The 19,166-nt window shown below is 35.7% G+C and carries 17 protein-coding genes; 5 read left to right on the forward strand and 12 right to left on the reverse strand.

Annotated elements, in window-relative coordinates:
* From AMDU4_RS06015 to AMDU4_RS06025, 3 genes are all read left to right on the forward strand, one after another.
* Nucleotides 1-804 (forward strand): hypothetical protein (locus AMDU4_RS06015; RefSeq protein WP_021787088.1); only part of this gene is annotated, 804 nt, incomplete at its 5' end.
* 294 nt (nt 805-1,098) lie between these two features.
* Nucleotides 1,099-2,316, forward strand: coding sequence for a glycosyltransferase family 2 protein (locus AMDU4_RS06020; RefSeq protein WP_021787089.1), 1,218 nt, complete (start codon nt 1,099-1,101; stop codon nt 2,314-2,316).
* 23 nt (nt 2,317-2,339) lie between these two features.
* Nucleotides 2,340-2,945: a CDP-alcohol phosphatidyltransferase family protein gene (locus tag AMDU4_RS06025; protein WP_021787090.1), complete on the forward strand. Its 606-nt coding sequence runs from the start codon at nt 2,340-2,342 to the stop codon at nt 2,943-2,945.
* Here AMDU4_RS06025 and glmM read toward each other — a convergent pair.
* The 4 genes from glmM to AMDU4_RS06045 are packed head-to-tail and all read right to left on the reverse strand — an operon-like array spanning nt 2,940 to nt 5,831.
* On the reverse strand, nt 2,940-4,280 hold the full coding sequence (gene glmM / locus AMDU4_RS06030) for a phosphoglucosamine mutase (protein ID WP_021787091.1): 1,341 nt from the start codon (nt 4,278-4,280) through the stop codon (nt 2,940-2,942). The genes AMDU4_RS06025 and glmM overlap by 6 nt on opposite strands.
* Before the next feature lie 19 nt (nt 4,281-4,299).
* Nucleotides 4,300-5,328: a glycosyltransferase family 2 protein gene (locus AMDU4_RS06035; RefSeq protein ID WP_021787092.1), complete on the reverse strand. Its 1,029-nt coding sequence runs from the start codon at nt 5,326-5,328 to the stop codon at nt 4,300-4,302.
* 55 nt (nt 5,329-5,383) lie between these two features.
* On the reverse strand, nt 5,384-5,728 hold the full coding sequence (locus AMDU4_RS06040; RefSeq protein ID WP_290704362.1) for an elongation factor 1-beta: 345 nt from the start codon (nt 5,726-5,728) through the stop codon (nt 5,384-5,386).
* Complete coding sequence (locus AMDU4_RS06045) at nt 5,655-5,831, reverse strand: zinc finger domain-containing protein (protein ID WP_290704363.1); 177 nt, start codon at nt 5,829-5,831, stop codon at nt 5,655-5,657. Before AMDU4_RS06045 ends, AMDU4_RS06040 begins: the two co-directional genes overlap by 74 nt.
* A 385-nt stretch (nt 5,832-6,216) precedes the next feature.
* On the opposite strand from AMDU4_RS06045, the gene AMDU4_RS06050 reads away from it, so the two are divergent.
* Nucleotides 6,217-6,459, forward strand: coding sequence for a hypothetical protein (locus AMDU4_RS06050; RefSeq protein WP_021787095.1), 243 nt, complete (start codon nt 6,217-6,219; stop codon nt 6,457-6,459).
* Here the strand turns inward: AMDU4_RS06050 and AMDU4_RS06055 are convergent.
* The 8 genes from AMDU4_RS06055 to AMDU4_RS06090 form a co-directional block, all read right to left on the reverse strand.
* Entirely contained in the window at nt 6,456-7,067 is a 612-nt protein-coding gene (locus AMDU4_RS06055) for a peptidase (protein WP_290704364.1), read from the reverse strand. The genes AMDU4_RS06050 and AMDU4_RS06055 overlap by 4 nt on opposite strands.
* Entirely contained in the window at nt 7,064-10,633 is a 3,570-nt protein-coding gene (locus AMDU4_RS06060; RefSeq protein ID WP_290704366.1) for a hypothetical protein, read from the reverse strand. Before AMDU4_RS06060 ends, AMDU4_RS06055 begins: the two co-directional genes overlap by 4 nt.
* Before the next feature lie 451 nt (nt 10,634-11,084).
* The gene (gene fdhF / locus AMDU4_RS06065) at nt 11,085-13,037 is read right to left on the reverse strand and encodes a formate dehydrogenase subunit alpha (protein WP_290704368.1); all 1,953 of its coding nucleotides are present in this window, start codon (nt 13,035-13,037) and stop codon (nt 11,085-11,087) included.
* Between the two features lie 134 nt (nt 13,038-13,171).
* Nucleotides 13,172-14,839 (reverse strand): TIGR04190 family B12-binding domain/radical SAM domain protein, encoded by a 1,668-nt coding sequence (locus AMDU4_RS06070; protein WP_021787099.1) that lies wholly within the window; start codon nt 14,837-14,839, stop codon nt 13,172-13,174.
* Between the two features lie 132 nt (nt 14,840-14,971).
* A complete protein-coding gene (locus tag AMDU4_RS06075; RefSeq protein WP_021787100.1) occupies nt 14,972-15,658 on the reverse strand; it encodes a class I SAM-dependent methyltransferase in 687 nt (228 codons plus the stop codon).
* Nucleotides 15,659-15,754: 96 nt separating this feature from the next.
* Nucleotides 15,755-16,114 carry a Trm112 family protein gene (locus AMDU4_RS06080; RefSeq protein ID WP_021787101.1) on the reverse strand — a complete coding sequence of 120 codons (360 nt, stop codon included), beginning with the start codon at nt 16,112-16,114 and terminating at the stop codon, nt 15,755-15,757.
* Nucleotides 16,115-16,262: 148 nt separating this feature from the next.
* Entirely contained in the window at nt 16,263-16,826 is a 564-nt protein-coding gene (locus AMDU4_RS06085; protein ID WP_021787103.1) for a DUF981 family protein, read from the reverse strand.
* A gap of 115 nt (nt 16,827-16,941) precedes the next feature.
* Nucleotides 16,942-17,295, reverse strand: a complete 354-nt coding sequence (locus AMDU4_RS06090) for a hypothetical protein (RefSeq protein ID WP_021787104.1) — start codon at nt 17,293-17,295, stop codon at nt 16,942-16,944.
* 138 nt (nt 17,296-17,433) lie between these two features.
* Between AMDU4_RS06090 and AMDU4_RS06095 the strand changes: the two genes are divergently transcribed.
* Nucleotides 17,434-18,801, forward strand: coding sequence for an APC family permease (locus AMDU4_RS06095; RefSeq protein ID WP_021787105.1), 1,368 nt, complete (start codon nt 17,434-17,436; stop codon nt 18,799-18,801).
* Nucleotides 18,802-19,166 lie beyond the last annotated feature (365 nt).

Consider the following 19,166-nt stretch of genomic DNA (forward strand, 5'->3'; position numbering starts at 1 on the left):
ACCCCTCTGATCATCTGGATAGTGGATTACATTAAAAAAAGAGAAAAACATTTCACAATTACCTCATATATAATTTCATTGATTTTCCTTGTAATGATGGGCAGCATGCTAGATGCCTTACTTTTTTATTATATTAGTAACAAATCATTTTTTAGTGCAATTATAGCATTAAATATAGTCATGGATCCAACAACTTTAGTTTTGTTCTACGCCTTTATAAAAATAGCAAAATCAAAATCCGTAAAATTTTCATCGAAAACAATTATTAATACCACTGCCCTAATTACATGGTCTGAAATTTCGATGGCCTTATTTCTAAAATCACTTGCATTGAATGGGATATTTAATCATAATTTAATAATAAATTATTTTTCATATTTTGGTGCTTCGATTACGTATATTCTATTTTTAATCCCAATGGTAACGGAAATGATTTTTTTTATCATTACAAACCTTAATGGCACTGAACGTTTTATTGGTTTACTCTTGCTTATTATGCAGGTGGCAGATCCAGCCATGCTCAGTGGTTATATGGAAATTCCATTACTTGTTGCTTATTCAGTAATAATGTTTTTAGTTCTGTATAGCCTGGTACGCTATGTTTACACACATAGGAAGAGTTTAACAGAGAAAAACAGAAGATTAATATCATATACGGGGGTTGTTATCGCTATATCAACTGCCAGCATAATTGAACCATTTATTATATTTCGTCCATTTGGCTTCTCATGGTTTGTACTTGCATTAGGCATGGTTGTATCAATGTTTTTATATTTTCAGATAGTTTTAGGTTACTATGAATAAAATATTCTCCTGATCAATACTAACTTTTTGTGCAACATAGGGAATGTATACACGTTTTATATATACTATGGGGAAGATTACCATTAATGGTATTCAGTATAGGCTGGTAGAGATTAACAGCATCCCCGGCAAAAAATATGGCCGGAACATCCTAAGAAGGGATGAGGGAATAGATGAAACCATGTTCTGCACCGGCCTGTGGCAAAACCTGTTCAATATGGGCAGATTTCATAACAGTGTTCCGTGTTTAATAATAAAAAGAATTTAAATATATCGTATCGATACTATAGGGAGATGGATATTTTACAGGCAATTGGCCTGGCTTTAATAGCCATAGGGTTAGTTTACGTGATTTACCAGTTCCCAATATTGTTGTACGGGTACAAGGATTTCACAAAATATGATATAGATTTTTCCAAACTAGATGAAAAACAGTTTGCAGGCTTAAAAATGTATAAGCCAATGGTCAGCATTATAGTTCCTGCTAAGGACGAGGAAACTGTAATAGCAAGGACAATAGAATCAATCCTGAATCAAACATACCAGAATTTTGAACTATTCATTGTTGTGGACAATTCCACTGATAATACATATAAAATTGCAAGAGAATATGAAATTAAGGATAAAAGGATTAAAGTATTCAACAGGCCCGATGGTAAAAGCAAGGCATCGGCTCTGAATTTCTGCTTTAAAAAAACAAAGGGGGACATAATAGCCACATATGATGCAGATACAATGCTTTTGCCTAACACGCTTGAAAACGCAGTATATGGAATGAACTATTTCAATGTGGATGTTTTGCAGGGCTATAATTCATACATTAACAGAGAAGAAAATATATTTACAAGGCTTGCCGTTATAGATGAAATATTGGTAAAGGCTACACTTATAGGAAGGACACATTTCAATTTATTTGTGCCAGTAGCAGGCTCAAACCAGTATTTCAAAAGAAAGGTAATAGAGAATATAGGCGGATGGGACGAACAATTCCTTACCGAGGACTTAGAAATCTCACTGAGAATTTCAAATGCCAGGTATAAATCTGCATACCTCAGCAGTGCAAAGGTATTGCAGGAAACTCCTGCATCTTATACAGAATATTTTAGGCAGAGAACTAGATGGCTGCGTGGGTATCACCAGGTATTTCTCCATTCAAAGAAAAAATTTAGCAAACTTACTGATTTTGATGCACTTATGATCGTTCTTGCGCCTACGTTTTCAGGTATACTTTTCTTCGGATGGCTCTATATATCACTCCTAAATTTTTATAATCCTTTTGTTCACTCAATGAGAACCTATTTCATTTCCTTAATCCTGATATCACTGATAATTTATGCTGTCGCCCTTATACTGGTTCTGATAAAGAAACGGCAAAATCTGATTTACTTACCATTGATATACATATATTTAACATTGAATTCACTGATTTCAATATACACGCTGTTTCTGGAAGTTACAGGTGCAAAGCGTGTATGGCATAAGGTAAAGAAAACGGGCAAGACAACACTTTAATAATTACTTTTTTATATACAACCATGGTACTGGACTCATACAGGAAAAATGCAGACAAATTCTTAAATCCCATTACAGAAAAATTCTCTGGAATAAACCCCAACACTGTTTCTGTACTATCACTAGCCTTTGCCGCTCTGGGTGGTATATTCTACTATCTCAGCCATTCTTTTCTCCTGCTCGCCTTTGTGTTTATTATTTTATCTGCCCTGTTCGATGCACTTGACGGGAAAATTGCCAGGTTAAAGAATATTTCTTCCAAAAAGGGTGATATGCTGGACCATGTATTTGACCGGTACTCGGATATCTTTATCGTACTTGGGATGGCATTTTCAATTTATGGTAATGTATACCTTGGATTATTTGCCATTATCGGAATCCTACTTACAAGTTATATGGGCACACAGTCACAGGCACTTGGATTAAAAAGAAATTATTCGGGAATTGCCGGAAGGGCTGACAGACTCGTTCTGATCATAATATTTTCTCTGGTGCAGTTTTTCATTACGTCCCATTTTAAGGTCTATACCGTGGATATCTATGCCACAGGCCTGCTGTTAATATGGTTCGGATTAGCAGGAAATATAAATGCAATTACAAGATTTATTGATATGTATAAAAATTTATAAATTATTCAGGAAATTGGTATATTCCCTGTTATACTCTTCGGCAAGGTTTTTATGAATGGATTCAGAAAATACTCTTATAATTCTCTCAGTTCCAGATGGCCGGATCAATGTCCATCCATCATCATCAAAAATTTTTACACCGTCAGTGAAATCCATTTTTTTGCCCGAGTATTTTTCAGTTATTAATTTTCTGATATCGTCCCAGTTCATTTTCCTGACAACCGATGATTTAACCATTGAATAGTCAGGTATATCATGGAGAAGCTCCGATACAGGCTTATTTTCCTGTGTAAGTAGATTCAGCATCAGTGCCATTGTCATTGCACCATCCCTGCAGAACTGATGTTTTCCGTAGATAATGCCACCATTTTCCTCTCCCCCTATGACTGCCCTGTTGTCTATCATGGCACGTGCAACAATAGGTGCTCCCACTCTTGTTGATATAAGTTTTGCACCCTTTTCACTGCAAATAGCGCCAAGTGCATCGGAACTGCTTACAGGAGTTACAACTATATCTCCCTTCCTTATTGTATGTTTCACTATTAATGCCAGGCTTCTGTCCCCATCTATGTAATTTCCCTTCTCATCTATGAATACACATCTATCCGCGTCCCCATCATGAGCTATACCTATATTGAACTTCCCGGTTTTCATTACTGAAATCAGGTCACTGAGATTTTCAGGTTTTGGTTCAGAATTTCTAGACGAAAATTTACCATCCGGATTTGCATTCAATGAAACAACATGGCAATTCAACTCTGACAATATTGCCGGGCTTGTGTAATATGATGCACCATTTCCTGTATCAATTGCCACATTCAAATGCCTTTCTCTGATGGCTTCACTATTAACCGATTCTATAATGCTTTCCATATAAATTTTTATTGCAGTACTGTCATAGCTATAAATTCCAATTTTATCCCATGGAGCCTTTTTATACAGCTTTTTTTCGTATATTTCCTCTATTTTTATTTCCGTTTCCTCATCAATTTCAGTTCCATCACTATCTATGGCCTTTATGCCATTATACTGAGGTGGGTTATGCGAGGCTGTAATCATGATTCCGGGAATGCCATTCACCTTGCAGTAGTACTGCAGGCCCGGAGTGGGCAATTCACCTACATATACAATATTAGCACCCGTTGACATGGCAGCAGATGCCACGGAAAGCATGAACATGTCTCCGCTTATTCTTGTGTCCTTGGCTATGGCAATTTTTTTAGCATCAAAAAAAGTCCCAATTGCCTTTCCGATCCCCATGGCCAGATCAGTTGTCAAATCCTCGTTGGGAATTCCCCTGATGCCATTTGTGCCAAATAACTGTGGCTGTTTCATTGGTTATAATAACATTTTATTATAATAAGTTTTTATCCTGTATATCATATGTGTTTCCACGCCATGATATATTTTTCATTCTTTTTGCGATTGCCAGATTTGCCATATAAATAAATGGGAGTATTATGGCCCCTATTATATTTACTGGTTTAATATGCCTTAGGCGTTTAATCATGTTATATATGTACATAGCAGCTGGAATTAGAAAAAGGAAATAGAATGGATTATAAAATATCCCCATAAAAATTGCCGAAAAAAATAAAAATAGATAGGATCCGTAAAATAACATTCCGTAATAATATACATTTGGGGAAGCAGATATTGAGAGGGCAGTTTGCCTGTTGGCCCACTCAAAGAACACATGAAAATTATCGGGTGAATTAATGTTCGGCTTTGCGGAATCCACATAATAAATTTTCTTTCCTTTCTGCTTGCACATCTTCGTCAATGCGGTATCGTCAGATATATGCTCACTGAAAAATACGAGAGAATCATCTATGAGACCACGTTTAAATGCAAGTGACCCTCCCCAACCGAACCGGGTAAGCTTTGATTCCATGAGCCCCATGCCAACAAATCCCCATATTTCCTTAACCTGCGACCAAAATCCCCCCATGGGGTAAAAATATGGGAAGGTTGTGGAAAGGCCAGCATCATTGTTTGCAAGAGGCATTACCATATTCAAAAGCCAATTTTCATCAACCTCAATATCGGAATCGGCAAGCAAATAAACTTCATAATCCATGAACTGGTCAATTGCAGTGCTTATAGCCCTTACCTTCCCACTGCATTTCTTGCATCTGTATGAACTTGTTATGTAATCTATCCCGAGTTTTTTAATTACTGACAGTGCTTCTTCTTCCTCAGAATCTACAACACACAAAAATTTGAAATTCTGGTATTTCTGATTTTTAACGGACATTAAATTTTTTTCAATAGAATAATCAACGCCTTTTACAGGCATTATAACAAGTGTTTTTGGCCGATAATTATTGACTATATGTTCACTACTATACTTATGAAGTTCAATATAAATAAACCCAGCCATTATAAGGAAAAGCAATAGGGTATAAAAAACCAGTAAAATGAGAAAAATTACCATTTTATATTAATGTAACATCCCTTGTGTCAACCTGGCTTACATCCTTCACAGAGGATATGGCAGTTTCAACCGAGTCTATTTTTCCCTCTTCATCAGGTATTATAACAGTGAATAAAAGTGCACTGAGGCCAAATCCTATTTCCTCTTCCTTGACTTCATTAATCTTGCATAGCTTTTCAATTTTCTCTGAAATAGCTTGCTTCAATTTCTTCAAATCCACATCAATAGATTCGGGAAGCACCCTTAACTGAACCATTACGTCTCCCATATTATCACGGCCCCTTAAAACCACATTTCTGGCACTCATATTGTGTTGAATGCTCTCTGCACTGCTTACATCTTCCAATCATTTCTTCCCCACAATTGGGGCACTCAAATATTGAATATCCTACTTCTACGAGGCCAATGCCGCATGAAGTACATGTTTCCTTTGTGTTAATTTTGACCACTCTCTGAATCTTTATTAAATAAACCTATTTAACTTTTATATATCTATTGCTCTGATACAGATAAGTGAGCTACTTCATGCTAAAGCATAGAGATTTCCTGTTTCACTGACAGAACCTGGTTACATATGGACTTATATTTAATCCTTTGAGTGTAGAGGTTTCATCCCTATCGAGCCTGATTCCTTGCCTTCCACAGGTACTTTTCCATAAGAGTTGAAAACATATTCAAGTACTTCTGTTATTATTTTTATTAGCATAATTATATAATAATGGTACCTGCATATTCTTTCCAGAAATTCATCCACATCAGAAAGTCAGTGGCTTTCTTTTACATTGATGTGTAATAGTGGGCATAAGCTAATCTAATAGTAATTTATTATCCTCCATGGAAGTATTATATGGGAATAAGAAGATCAATCTTGTGGAAAAGGAGTATTTTGTGGCCTCTTCAGAACCACTTTACTATGGCCTGATAATAAACCCATCCTCTGACCTGTGGAGTTATATGGTTAAGGCAAATAGTATATTATGTATTTTTAACAATAGTACCGAAAAATATTCAATACCATACAGGATTGATGTTGGAGAAAACAGCATATTTTTTGTTACACCGGAATCTAAAGATTAAAACCCGAATATTAGAGGAATGAATCCATCCAGAATATTCAGCACTATTACCAGTATAAATATCGCAGCGAATAATTTGCTGTTCCAGTAAAATACCTTACTGCCGTCAAGTGGTGGGAATGGTATTAAGTTAAAGAGGGCAAACCAGAGGTTTAGCCATGCTACCCAGAGCAATATTGTAGATACAACAATTCCCACATGTACCAGTGTATATGCCAGAAAAGCAATAACTCCTATCAGTACATTTGTCCCTGGACCTGCAACTGCTATTTTTCCCTCACTTTCTCTGTCGTATAACCCTGCAAACTGAACTGCTCCAGGAGCAGCAAAAATGAAACCAAACATTGAAGTAATGAGTGCAAGTAGGATGCCGGCTGGCCATAATTTAAAAAATGCTACAGCTCCAAGCCGTCTTGCTACCGTCCTGTGTGCCATCTCATGCATAAGGAAAGCGGTTACTGTTACTGAAAATCCTATAAGCACATTCAGTTCAAAAGTTTTTGGGCTTACTGCCCTGAGACCGTGATTTATCATCAGGGTAAATGCTATAGTTAAAACTATTACGGCTATAATAATATCATTTGATTCGTTATTTCTACTGTACATCATTGATTTAACATCCCTTTTTTTATTTTTCCCGCAATGTATATTGCATCCATAAGCCCTAAGTTGTATTTTATTATTATTTCTATGATTCCTGGCAATTCGTGGAAATTTTCACCGGAAATTAAATGCCAGCCTCCCGAAAATTCTTCCATTCTGTAATATCCATCCATGCAGCGTCTTATAAAAACATAGAAGTTTTTAGATTTCACTGCATCTCCAGTTACCCTGTAAATATGGTATATTTTTATATTTCTGATATCCGTGATTCCAATTTTAGCAAGCCACCCAATAATATTTATGGATTGTTTATTGTATTCTACGGCATCTATGTGTGAGTACGCCTCATTGTTTGTAATGAATTCATAGACATCATTTGCAAGATAGTCCGGTACCTGGGCATAAATTTCATCAAAGTTTGAAGTTCTGTTTTCCTTATATTCATTTTCAAATATTTTTCTGGCAAAATCTATAACTATCCTAATTCTATATGACGATTTCAGCTTTGAATTGACACTGGCCCGAACATCATCCGTGATTACTGAACCATAATCATGCATTATGGCACGGGCTCCTGTATAATTGAATAATTTAATCTGGGAATATATCAGATATTTGATATTTTGGCCATTTAAGAATTCACTGTTATTGTTGAATATATTAACAAGAGATCCGTAATCTTTCATATTATAGGAAACCTGAACTATCCGGTTGAATGACGACAAGTCTTTTTTATCGAAAAAGCGTTTATATGTGGCCTCGAGAGCCCTGTCTGGTTCCCCGTTTTGAATCAGTGCATTCACAAGCCTGTCAAAAATTATGCTTTCATCGGGATAATATCTAACAAGGGTTTTCAATATGCGTATTTCATTTTCATAGAGTTCCAATTCGTCAAATTTAGCTGCAAGCAATTCCCCAAGTATTTTGTCCTGGCTTTTTTCGAAAACATCAACCATAAAGGCCTTTAAGGACATATTTTCCCATGCATGGGTTATAAGGAATTCCACGATTTTCCTGTTGTCATAGTGAGATCCAGCTATCTCCCTGACCTTCTCATATTCCCTTCTGTGATAGTAATAAAGGATCAGATGGAACCATTCCTTCTGGGTTTCCATAGCCCTGATAACAGCATCTGATATGATATTACCCATGAAAAGATTCTTGAAAAGAGGGTTTTTGACAGCCATATTATTTCTTATATATGCCAGATTAAAATATTCTAGAGCCTTTTTCATTATTCTTTTGCTGTAATAGTAGCTGGACAGGATTATATAACTGGTGTAGTATTTATTTTTGTAAGATTCCAGAAAGTTTATGGATATCTGTTCACTTCTCATTTTTAATATGGAATGATGTTTTATTATATCCTCTGAATTTCCGCCGTATAACAGGGAAAGCGCAGAAAATTTTAATTTGTACAAATAATTTTCAAGGCAATAACTCTTCAATCTGTATAAATCCAGGTCATTGATGTCAAGGTTTTGTAAAAATTCACAGAACTCTGTATTTACCTCTATTTTGTGGTTTTCCACGAAACTGTCAACTATTCCAAAAATATCAGTAAACCCTAAATCTACTGCAGCCTTAATATAAGTGTCAGGATTCTCATTTTTTGACAATCCAATATTAATCCTCAGTGCAATAAAATCTACGTTATCCAAAATAGACATAGCCTCATCAATATGTTTTACCGCATCCGCAAAATTTGAGTTGTGGAACTCTATACATGACCTAAAATAGTAATAAAATGCATCAGGAGCCTTGCCATAAAGGGAATCAAGAATTGCAGATGCTTCTCTGTCCCTTTTTTTTCCTATTAGTGTTCTGGTAATAGGGTACATGAAGTATCTTGAATCATTAAGACCCTCTACAGTTTCCCCGTTATTGATTGAAGATATGGTTGACAGCACAGATGCTATTATCTGATACCTGTCAATTCCAAGGAGATTCCTTACATAGCTTCGGTTGAATGATATATTACTGTCTGCTGAAGTTGCAATTATATATATGCCAGCCAGTGATTTCCCATTCATTACATTTTCAATAAATTTCATATAATCTATATGTTTTCTTCCATGTATATATAAAATTACCATATCCAGAAGGGTCCCCGGTTCGCTGATGGCGTTTAATTTTTCTAGATTTTCGTTATTCTTGGCTATGGCAAAAATGCTATCCACTACCATTCCTGAATTCATGAGCGATTTATCTTTTGAAATATATTCAACGGCCTCCGCCATCTTACCATAATATACAAGTGAACTGCAATACTGAGGCTTGAATTCATTGATTAGGTCCTTTTTTTCTATATATGATAATACTTCCCCATATTCCCCGTTTCCATAGAGATAATCAACTACAATTTTGTAATTGGCTATTCCCTTAGATCCTTTCTCTATCAAATTCAGTGCCGTTTTATAGGACATTTCATGATTGTCTGTTGCCCTGTAATATTTTATTAGAAGTTCCAATACATCGACATCCTCTCCATAAATTAATCGGTAATTTACTATATCCGATTCGGCTTCATTATAGAGGTCCAATGCTATCTCAGCCTCAATTTTATAAAGCAAGAATTTTCTATTTGCCTTTTCAGTTTTTTCTATAGAACCGATGTAATTAATAAGTGAGTAATAATCTGTTATTGCGTAGTTGATTTCCACTATCCTGCCAAGAACGTTTTTATTTCTGTTATAATAAATATACTTATAAATTTTCAATGATTTTTCATAATATCCCAGATGATAATAGGCATCCGCCAACAGAATATCGTCAGGTACATTCTGGTCAGAAAATTCTACTACCATTTTATAATCCTCGAGGTACGAATAGTATCTCTCCATATCTACATAGTTGTATTTTATTTTATTCTCTACTATATTATTAAGCAATTCTCTAAGTTTGTCCTTCTGGTTAATTTCCATATAAAGATCTGCAAGGCAGGTATAACATGCAGTGCTGGACGTTTCAGAAATACAGGTAGAAAGTATCTTTTCAAGATCTGAAATGCTACCATTTTCCTTAAAAATGGTGAACAGTCTCCGGATTTCATCATCACTGTGGCCAATCCTGAAATAATTTCTGAATGCGTCCTCCATGTATAACCCGGTGTTTGCAAGATATTCCACCGATTGAGTTTGTTCAGAGTGGCTTATCAAATTTTCAAAGGATTCTTTCACATCATCAAAAATCATCAAATTCTTATTTGTTGCGATTAACTGGGTGAAATTATCTATTTTTCCTTCAGCATAAAACCTCAAAGCCTGATATTTCATTACAAGCAGGCTTCTTGCATCTATATAGGCAAGAGCCTCATACAGTTCATCCGATATTTCCTTAAACTTTAATGCACTGTATAGCATTTCTGAAATTTGTGGATCATAAATTTCTTTAATGGCATCTTTTTCTTTAATAATATAATCAGTGAAAATGCTCATATCATTTTTCTCAGTAGCCTTCTTAAGCAAGGCTTTCATTTTCTTCCTTACCATTAGATGCTCTACGGCGATCATCAATAGTGTAGTTTCACTATGGTATATTAGTTTATGGTTGTCCGTTACCTTCTCTCCCAACTTTCACAGGGAGCTCCCCACCTCAAGGGTTTCCAGTGGAATCATCGTGGGTTGAATTCCCATCGGCCAGAAGTGATCTATCCTTCATGCTAAGCCATCTGACTTTACGAATACGGCACCAATAAAGCAGTATGCTATCTAACCACTTTCACTCCCATTCCTCACTGTTCTCATAGTTTTACAGGAACCAATTGCTGGGTATTAAGTGCACTGCCGGTTACAGCTTTATCTCTTTATCTGCATTATGTCATCCAGAATACATATGTATTCCAAACATCCTGCTGATGTTATATATACTCCACTAATTTATCTCCTCCCTAAACAAAGTTTTCCTGCCTGGATAATCGCAAAAAGATAACAAATACGCCATTTGCTGAAAAATAAAATATTTTTAGAATAAAAAATGATTATTCAGAAAATATTGTAAGAATAGTTAATGAGAGTTCTGATTTTATTTTGTTACTGTTACCGGTGTGTATTTATATTTCGGTGTATGAGTCTCATCATCAAATTCAGGTGATACAATATCATTTATTCTGGGGTTGTGCATGTAGGTAAATACCACTCCAGGAATAACATCATCTGTAATTTTTGCCGTAATGTCCATTTCCCCACTCTTCGACTTGAGTTTTACCATTGTTCCATCTTCTATTCCAATATTTTTTGCATCAGCAGGATTTATCCATAATTTTAGGTTATATCCCTGCATTCCAGGTATTCTATTTACAACTTCATCACTGTTGTATCTTGTTACTGTTCTACCCGTAACCAGTATTAATCCATCATTGTGCTTCTCGGCATCAACAGGAACAAACTTAGCTTTCCCTGACTTTGTGGCAAATTTCTCTTCATAGAGGTGAAGTTCCCCATTTGGATATCTAGAATCCTTTGTATAATCCATTACATCTTCAATGTTAAGGTGAGAATACACTGTGGCAACCTTTTTCATTTCTTCGAACAGTTCCTTTGGATTAGCGCTGAAGTTATATCCTGCAGCCTTTGCCAGATCAGAAAGTATCTCATAATCCGGCCTGGCTATTCCCGGTGGATCCACTGCTTTAAATCTCCATTTTACAAGCCTGTCAAGGCTTGATACAGAGCCCTCTTTTTCAGCCCATGCTGCAGCTGGCAGAACAACATCAGCGTAGCCTGCAGTATCTGTCATAAATATATCCTGAACAACCAGGAATTCTAGAGAACCTAAAAATTCCTTAACTTTATCCCTGTCTGGAAGTGTTCTCACAGGATTGTATCCCATAATAAAAAGCGCTTTTATTTTTTTAGATCCATAAAAGGTTTCCGGTATGGAGGATCCCTTGCAAATAGGGGGCTTAAATCCCCATATACGAGACAAAGCCTCACTGTTTGCATCGTTCATTTCTCCATTGGGAAACACATCTGGCTTTATAAGGTCACCAGAACCCTGCACATTGGTTTGCCCTCTATAAACAATAGCACCTGCCCCCTCTTTCCCAAAGTTTCCTGTCAGAAGTGGAAGCGAGAGATAAGATTTAATGCCCTTGGTGCCGGTAGATTGTGTCAACCCGAGTCCCCATGAAAATATAACCCGATCCTCAGATACGTATTTTGCAAAGGCTATGATATCTTTTTCAGCAAGTCCAGTTTGTTCCGCCGCAAGTTCAATGGTATATTTTGAAACATTTTCTTTATATTCTTCATACCCCTCTGTCCTTGAGTCAATGAAATCCTGTTTAATCATACTGTGCTGTATAAGATAATTGCCAACCGCGTTGAACAGGAATATGTCGCTCATGGGCTTTACCTTTAAATGAAGGTCAGCAAAGCCAGCCAGCCTTGTGGTTCTGGGATCTATTAAAATTATTTTTGCCCCATTTTTCTTTGCTTCAAGGAAATACTGTATCAGCACAGGATGGCTATCGGTTATAGATTCTCCAGCTACCACAACAACTTTTGCCTTCGGTATTTCTGTTGCAGAGTTGGAGCCGGCTCCAATTCCAACAATTTCCTTAAGTGCCTTTGCAGATGGGTCATGGCAAACCCTTGCACATGAATCAACATTATTTGTTCCCAGTGCCCTCGCCAGTTTCTGGAAAAGATAGCCTTCCTCCAGGGAATTCTGACAACCCCCGTAAAATGCCACGGAATCGTTTCCATATTTTTTCTGTATGTTTTTAATTGATTCTATCGTATATTTTATAGAATCATCCCATGAAGTTCTTTCCAGTTGCCCCTTAACTTTCTTTAATGGATAATACAGGCGGTCCCAGGCAGTCAATGCCTCATGTGCAACACTTCCCTTTCCACATATATGCCCCCTGCTTACCACATGTTCAGGATCAGGTTTGACACTTACCACCACATTATTTGCTGTCATTAACTCAAGTCCGCATCCGACACCGCAAAAGGGGCATATTGATTTCATAATAATATTAGTCCGAGAGAGTATATTAACATTTATATTTGTCATATTTTTAGAGACGAAATATATTTAAATATATGAAAAAACAGTAACTATTGACTCTTGCTGATACATATTTATTGCCCCATATCAATAAATCAAATCCTCTTCTTTAAATCATTATATTCCTTATATAAGGATATCAGGAACGATTCACTTGTAAGTTTATGCCTGTATGACCATTCAACATCTTTCTCTATGTAGGACAGGTGACTGCTTTTATTTTCATTGGATATGTATGCATCTCCGTGCATATAAGCTGTTATATTTTTTACTATATGTTCAGCGTTTTGGTCTTTCAGCAATCCAAGGGACTGGCGAATTTTTATCATACGTATTTCTGATTCATAAGTTGCCCTAGCAATCTGGTCAACAGACATCCATTTAGTATAATAATTTAAGAAATCTGTCCAGACCTTTCCGTTTTCCAGAAGGTTAAAATAATCCCCTATGGTTCTGGCAGTAATTGTGAATCCATAATCTTCTGGATGTTCATATATGAGCGAACCAGGGTCAATAAATGGGGTTATGGGCGATATGAAGGTATAGAGTTTTTCCTTTTCTGTAGTGAACTTTTTCATCAATTTTTCACTATAATCAATATCCCTGTCGACGTCATCAAGTGTTTGCCCGCTCAATCCTATTGAGAAATAAACGTCCACCTTTTTTGACCCTGCGGCTATTGCATTTTGGAGAAAATCTTCAAGGCTTTTATTGGTATATGATCTTCCATTTATGTTCCTTATTTCTTCATTGGACGATTCTGGAGATATTTCAACCGTGAAATCCGAGAATTGCTTGCTAAGGCTATTAAGATATTCTTTTCCTGGTGGAATAAAATATTCTGTCAATAGTGGCAAGTCAACTTTTCTCTCTTTTAATTCCCTGAAAAGCGATGAATAAAATTTTTTCCCTGCCTGGTTTATGTCACCTGTAATGAATACAGGGGCTCCTAGCATCTCATCCACGAGGGATATTTCCTCTGCTATAACTGAGGGTTTTCTATATACAGGTGCAATATTGTTATAGTTATTCTTATAGGCAAAATTAGAGCCACCACAGAATGCGCAGTTGAAACTGCAACCGTGTTCTATTACCGTCATAGCTTCTGTGTTATCAAGCCATGAGGCGTATGGAAGGTGCCCCTTGATGTCATGATATTTTATTGCATTTTTCATGAGGAGGCCATAGTTTAGAAATACATTGTCTATGGATGAATATTCAATATTATTATGAATTATTTTTCCTTCCTTTCTATAAATTAGGTTAGGGACATGTTCAAGGTTGGAAAAATTATCTCCTGCATCAGCAAGTTTTACAACATTGGATTCCTGGAGGTCGCCTTTCAAGATGTAATCTATGTAGCCATAATTAGCCATTATGTCATCAGCAAAATAACTTGCAGAGAAACCACCTAACAATACCTTTGAACTTGGATGTAGTTCCTTTATTATCCTGGCAATTTTCAGGGCTCCATTTGTATGAGGTAGCCAGTGGAGGTCAATTCCATATATATCTGATTTGACTTCTTTCAGATAGTTTACAGGGTCAAATGACTCTGAAGAAACCATCATACTTGCTACATTACATATTCTTGCATTGTAACCTGCATTTATGAGAGAATTAAGCATGCTAATAAATCCAATTGGATACATTTCAAATACGGGGGTAGAAGGGATAACGTCACTTATAGGGCCTAACTTAATATCACGTTTTCTGAAATCGTATATGCTCGGGGCGTGTACAAGTGCTATATCAGCATCCATGTTATTAATAATCTAATGATATATTTAAGCTAATGCATATCAAATAGTTGCTCCTAATAATATATTCCAATTATAATGTAATAAGCATTTTAACCATTTTATAAATATATATTTAGTTATAAATATTAAATTCTACTGTAATTTTTTAGTTCCCACAAACATATAGACTGACCCGAAAGCCTTCTCCTCGAATAAGCTGATATCCATGTATTTGTTTGCTATATCCCTAATTGTTGAATTAAGCGGAAGCCTTTTGTATATATAATAAATAAATCTGTAATTTTTCGATTTCTCGCCTGTAAGCATCGCAATATATGGCTGAACATATTTTAAATAAAGTCCAGAGATAAATCTGTAAAAATGGTTATCCGATTTTCCCATAGCAATAACTCCTATTGTGCCATTAGAAACACGTACCATTTCCTTAATCACATCTTCTATATTATCTGCCGCGTGTAATGCAAATGTGGACATAACAGAATCAAAACTGTTATCCCGGAAAGGCAAATTATTAAATGATGCTAGAACCTTTATTCCATCCACTATTGCCATGTTGAGCATATTTTCCGAATAATCTGTCATTACCACATACGTTTTCTTCAGATGCTTTATAAGATATGTTAACTCACCTTTCCCACAGGCAACATCTAGAATTGTTTCTGGCTCTGAAATTTCCATTACATTGCTAATAAGCCTTGTTCTCCATTTTATATCCTGAAAAAATGATATCAATGCATTGGCTCTGTCATATGATTTTGGGATTTTATTATATATATCCCGTAAATTTCCATCATCTGCAATAAAACTGTTTTTAGTCAATTAGACTTTCCTCCCCCATATCTTAGCATACTCATAATCTATATTTTAGTTTTGGGAATGCTACTAAATGAAATGTGTTTACAGGCTTGAAATGTTTTAAATTGTTCCAAGATTAAATGGTTTTCCATTATTGACTATAGTCTCAGGCAACTGAGTTTTATATTTTGTCAAGAATTCTATGTTTACTTTCTCATCCCTGAAAATGTCAGGCAGCAACACATAGATACTATTCACTATGGGATACCATCTGCCACAGGAATCACATAGCAAAACACCGTCAATAATATCCTTGTAATAATTTTCTTCTATCGTTGTATTATATGTTTCTTTTCCTGATTTTTCCATGACTGGCCTTACTTCATAAGAGGAGATATCACTTCGTGAAATTGTTGTTAAAGAAAAAGAGGTGTTTTTGCACATGGGACATGCTATTAACTCAATTAAATTATATTCCATTTAACCACTAAGCATCTTAACCATAAATCCGTATATATGTTTTAGCACCTTGACAAAAATAAAAATATAAAAATATTATAAATTGTAATGTCTATAGACATCCTTTACACAATGATACAGGATGGATTTTTTGCTTATCCATCTGTAATTAAGGCGGTGCCTGTAGATGGCCGTATATTGCTCCATAACCCAGAAATAGCGCTATAAATGCGGTAATAGCCAGAAGTATGAATGCAATATAATAAAGATACTTTCTGTTATCTTCCGGTTTAATAAATAAAACGGTCGAATATACTGCAGATATCCCACTCATAACATATAATGCCATGGCGGGTAATAGGTGACTTCCTCCTTCAAGTTTAAAATTCACAATAGCAGCACTTTCAACGAAAAGATAGATGCCCAACATAAGTCCTGGAATTGAAAGCGTTCTAAGGCTCTGTTGTTTGTATATCATAATAGAACCAGCCATTAACAACAACCCAAGTATTAGAAGTGGGTCTCCAAACAGCATATTATATGCCCCAGGCAATGGCCAATATCTTGACATCAAAAATCCTGACAGGAAATCTAAAAACCCAAACGCAAAACTAGGTATTGTCAACTCTTTCAGGTCTTTACCATTTGCAGCCATATAAAAGAAAGCAGAAATCAAAGCCAAGCTTATTCCTAAGCTCAATAGCATTACAGCCAACGGATCAATAAATCCCATATAAATCCTCATGCTATTATCTTACTGGAGTATTTACGCACTTACTATTTACTGAACATGTTCATATTATACCAATAAATGAGTCGATAATAATTATAGTTAGTTAGTGAAAAAATCATATTAATAAAATTATCATGGCATGAGATATTTCTATGAGCTTGGGGAAGAACTCAAAACCGGTCAGTTCAAACAATGCTATGCCTATACCTGCGCCCAGAAACATGGCTGAAATAAGATATGCCAGCGTCCTAATTCCAAAGAATAGCAGTACGCCGGTAACTATAGCTATTAAAGGTGCATAAACGCTTGTCGACGCGGCTATGCCGGAGGATGAATAATGGGCCAAAAATGGAAGTAAAAATGTTATGAACCTGGCACCAAATAGAAATCCAATAATTATACCGATTACTGTTTCAATACTGTTCTTTAGCCTGTTTAATTTTTTTATATCTATTTTTTTTATATCCATTTAATGATGTAAACAAATCTGAATATTAAATGCTTTCTTTTATTTGTTAATTTACCCATATCCTATATTTAAACATATATAATATACTATAATGTATACTTTCGCTTACCGTTATATATTAAAAAGCAATTAAGTGGTATGGAAAACCAGTTAAAATCAAATGCCATATCATTCCATGGATTAATATTCCAGGGGATGGGACAATTATCACCTTTATTTACCTTTGATGGCATCATCAGTGTTGCGGCCTTTGCTCAGGGGGCAAGTCCACTGGCTTTTCTTGTAGGACTGATAGCATCACTTTTGACCGGGAACACACTGTATCAGTTTTCAAAAAGGACAGCAAGTGCAAGGGGGTATTATGGATATTCTGGATATGCCTTTGGAAAGCATGCTGGTTTCATAACCGGATATTTATACCTTATATACCAGATGGCTAACCTTATTTTTATCCTTTCCTTCTTCATCATGATATTCAATCCTGCAATATTGTATCTGACACGGATAAACGTACCTTACTATTATGGAATTATTCTGATTATGGCAATAAGCATACCATCGTTCTATGCAATCTACAGAGGAATAGTGCCATCGTTCAAATCCCAGATAACAATTAATATCATAGAAATCATATTTGTTGTGGCCATATCTGTTATAATTATATCAAGTTCAAGCGACAATACCCTTGCGGTATTTACACCCATATCAGGATACAAAAACCTGTTCCTGGGTTTCATAACAGGAAGTTTCCTTGCATATACCGGGTATGGTTCTATAGTATCACTTGGGGAGGAGGCACAGGCACCAAAAAGGAACATAGGGTTCTCAATTGTAGCAATGCTCCTGATTATAGGTGTACTCGACCTTCTAATTTCATATGCACTGGTTATTGGATTCGGTGTCAGTAATATGGGCAGTTTTTCAGACACTGTAATTCCTGCATTTATAGTAATAAAAACCCATATAGGCCTTTATGCCTCAATGTTTTTTCTGGCATTTAATTTCTTTATTATATATACATTGTTCAATACAATAGGCACAGCTATAACAAGGAATATCTATTCCATGGCAAGGGACGGATACTTGCCATCCACATTTTCAAAATTGAATAAACACAGCGCTCCTCAAAATGCCCTTTTTCTCCTGCTCGGGATTTTCATATCTGTTGGAATAATATCCACATATATGTTCTATGGTTCCTTCAATGTAGGGGGATTCCTGTACCAGTTTATATTTTATGCAACTATAAGCACCCTTTCGACTCTCATAATACATATAATAATAAATTCTGGCCTTACTAAAGTTCACAAAAATTTCACCTTCGACATATTGGTTCCATCTATTTCTACAGTTATAATTCTTATAGCCATCTACTATGCAATATCTGGACTGTCATTTCCATTTACTTACGCACTTATAGTAATGGGGCTTTACATAATTTTTGCAGTAGTCATGGATATAATTTTTAGTGGCAAAAAGAAAAACGTTGATTACAGGAGTCAATAATAGGATTCTGCAACTTCATGCTTAAGTATTTGATAAGAGTACAATATTTCTTTTATTTTTTAGCATCATTAGGAAGATAAAGTGCAGAATCTCAGGAATTCCCAGGAACACATGAATGATTTTACACACAGGATATCCGGAGGTTTTGTGTCTTATCATGATCTCAATATGTCAATAAACATCCAGAATGCCGGATGGATAAAATTAGAGAGCGAAACTCTCAAATGTAAACCTGTGAATATTGGAACTCTACAATAGATGGCAACTCCCACCGTTGAGATGGAAAACTCACTTTTTTAGTCAACAGAGGATATCACGTTAAACATTGAATGTACAAAAAAACTGTTGCAATACCTAAAATAGGC

The organism is Ferroplasma sp. Type II, assembly GCF_000496155.1.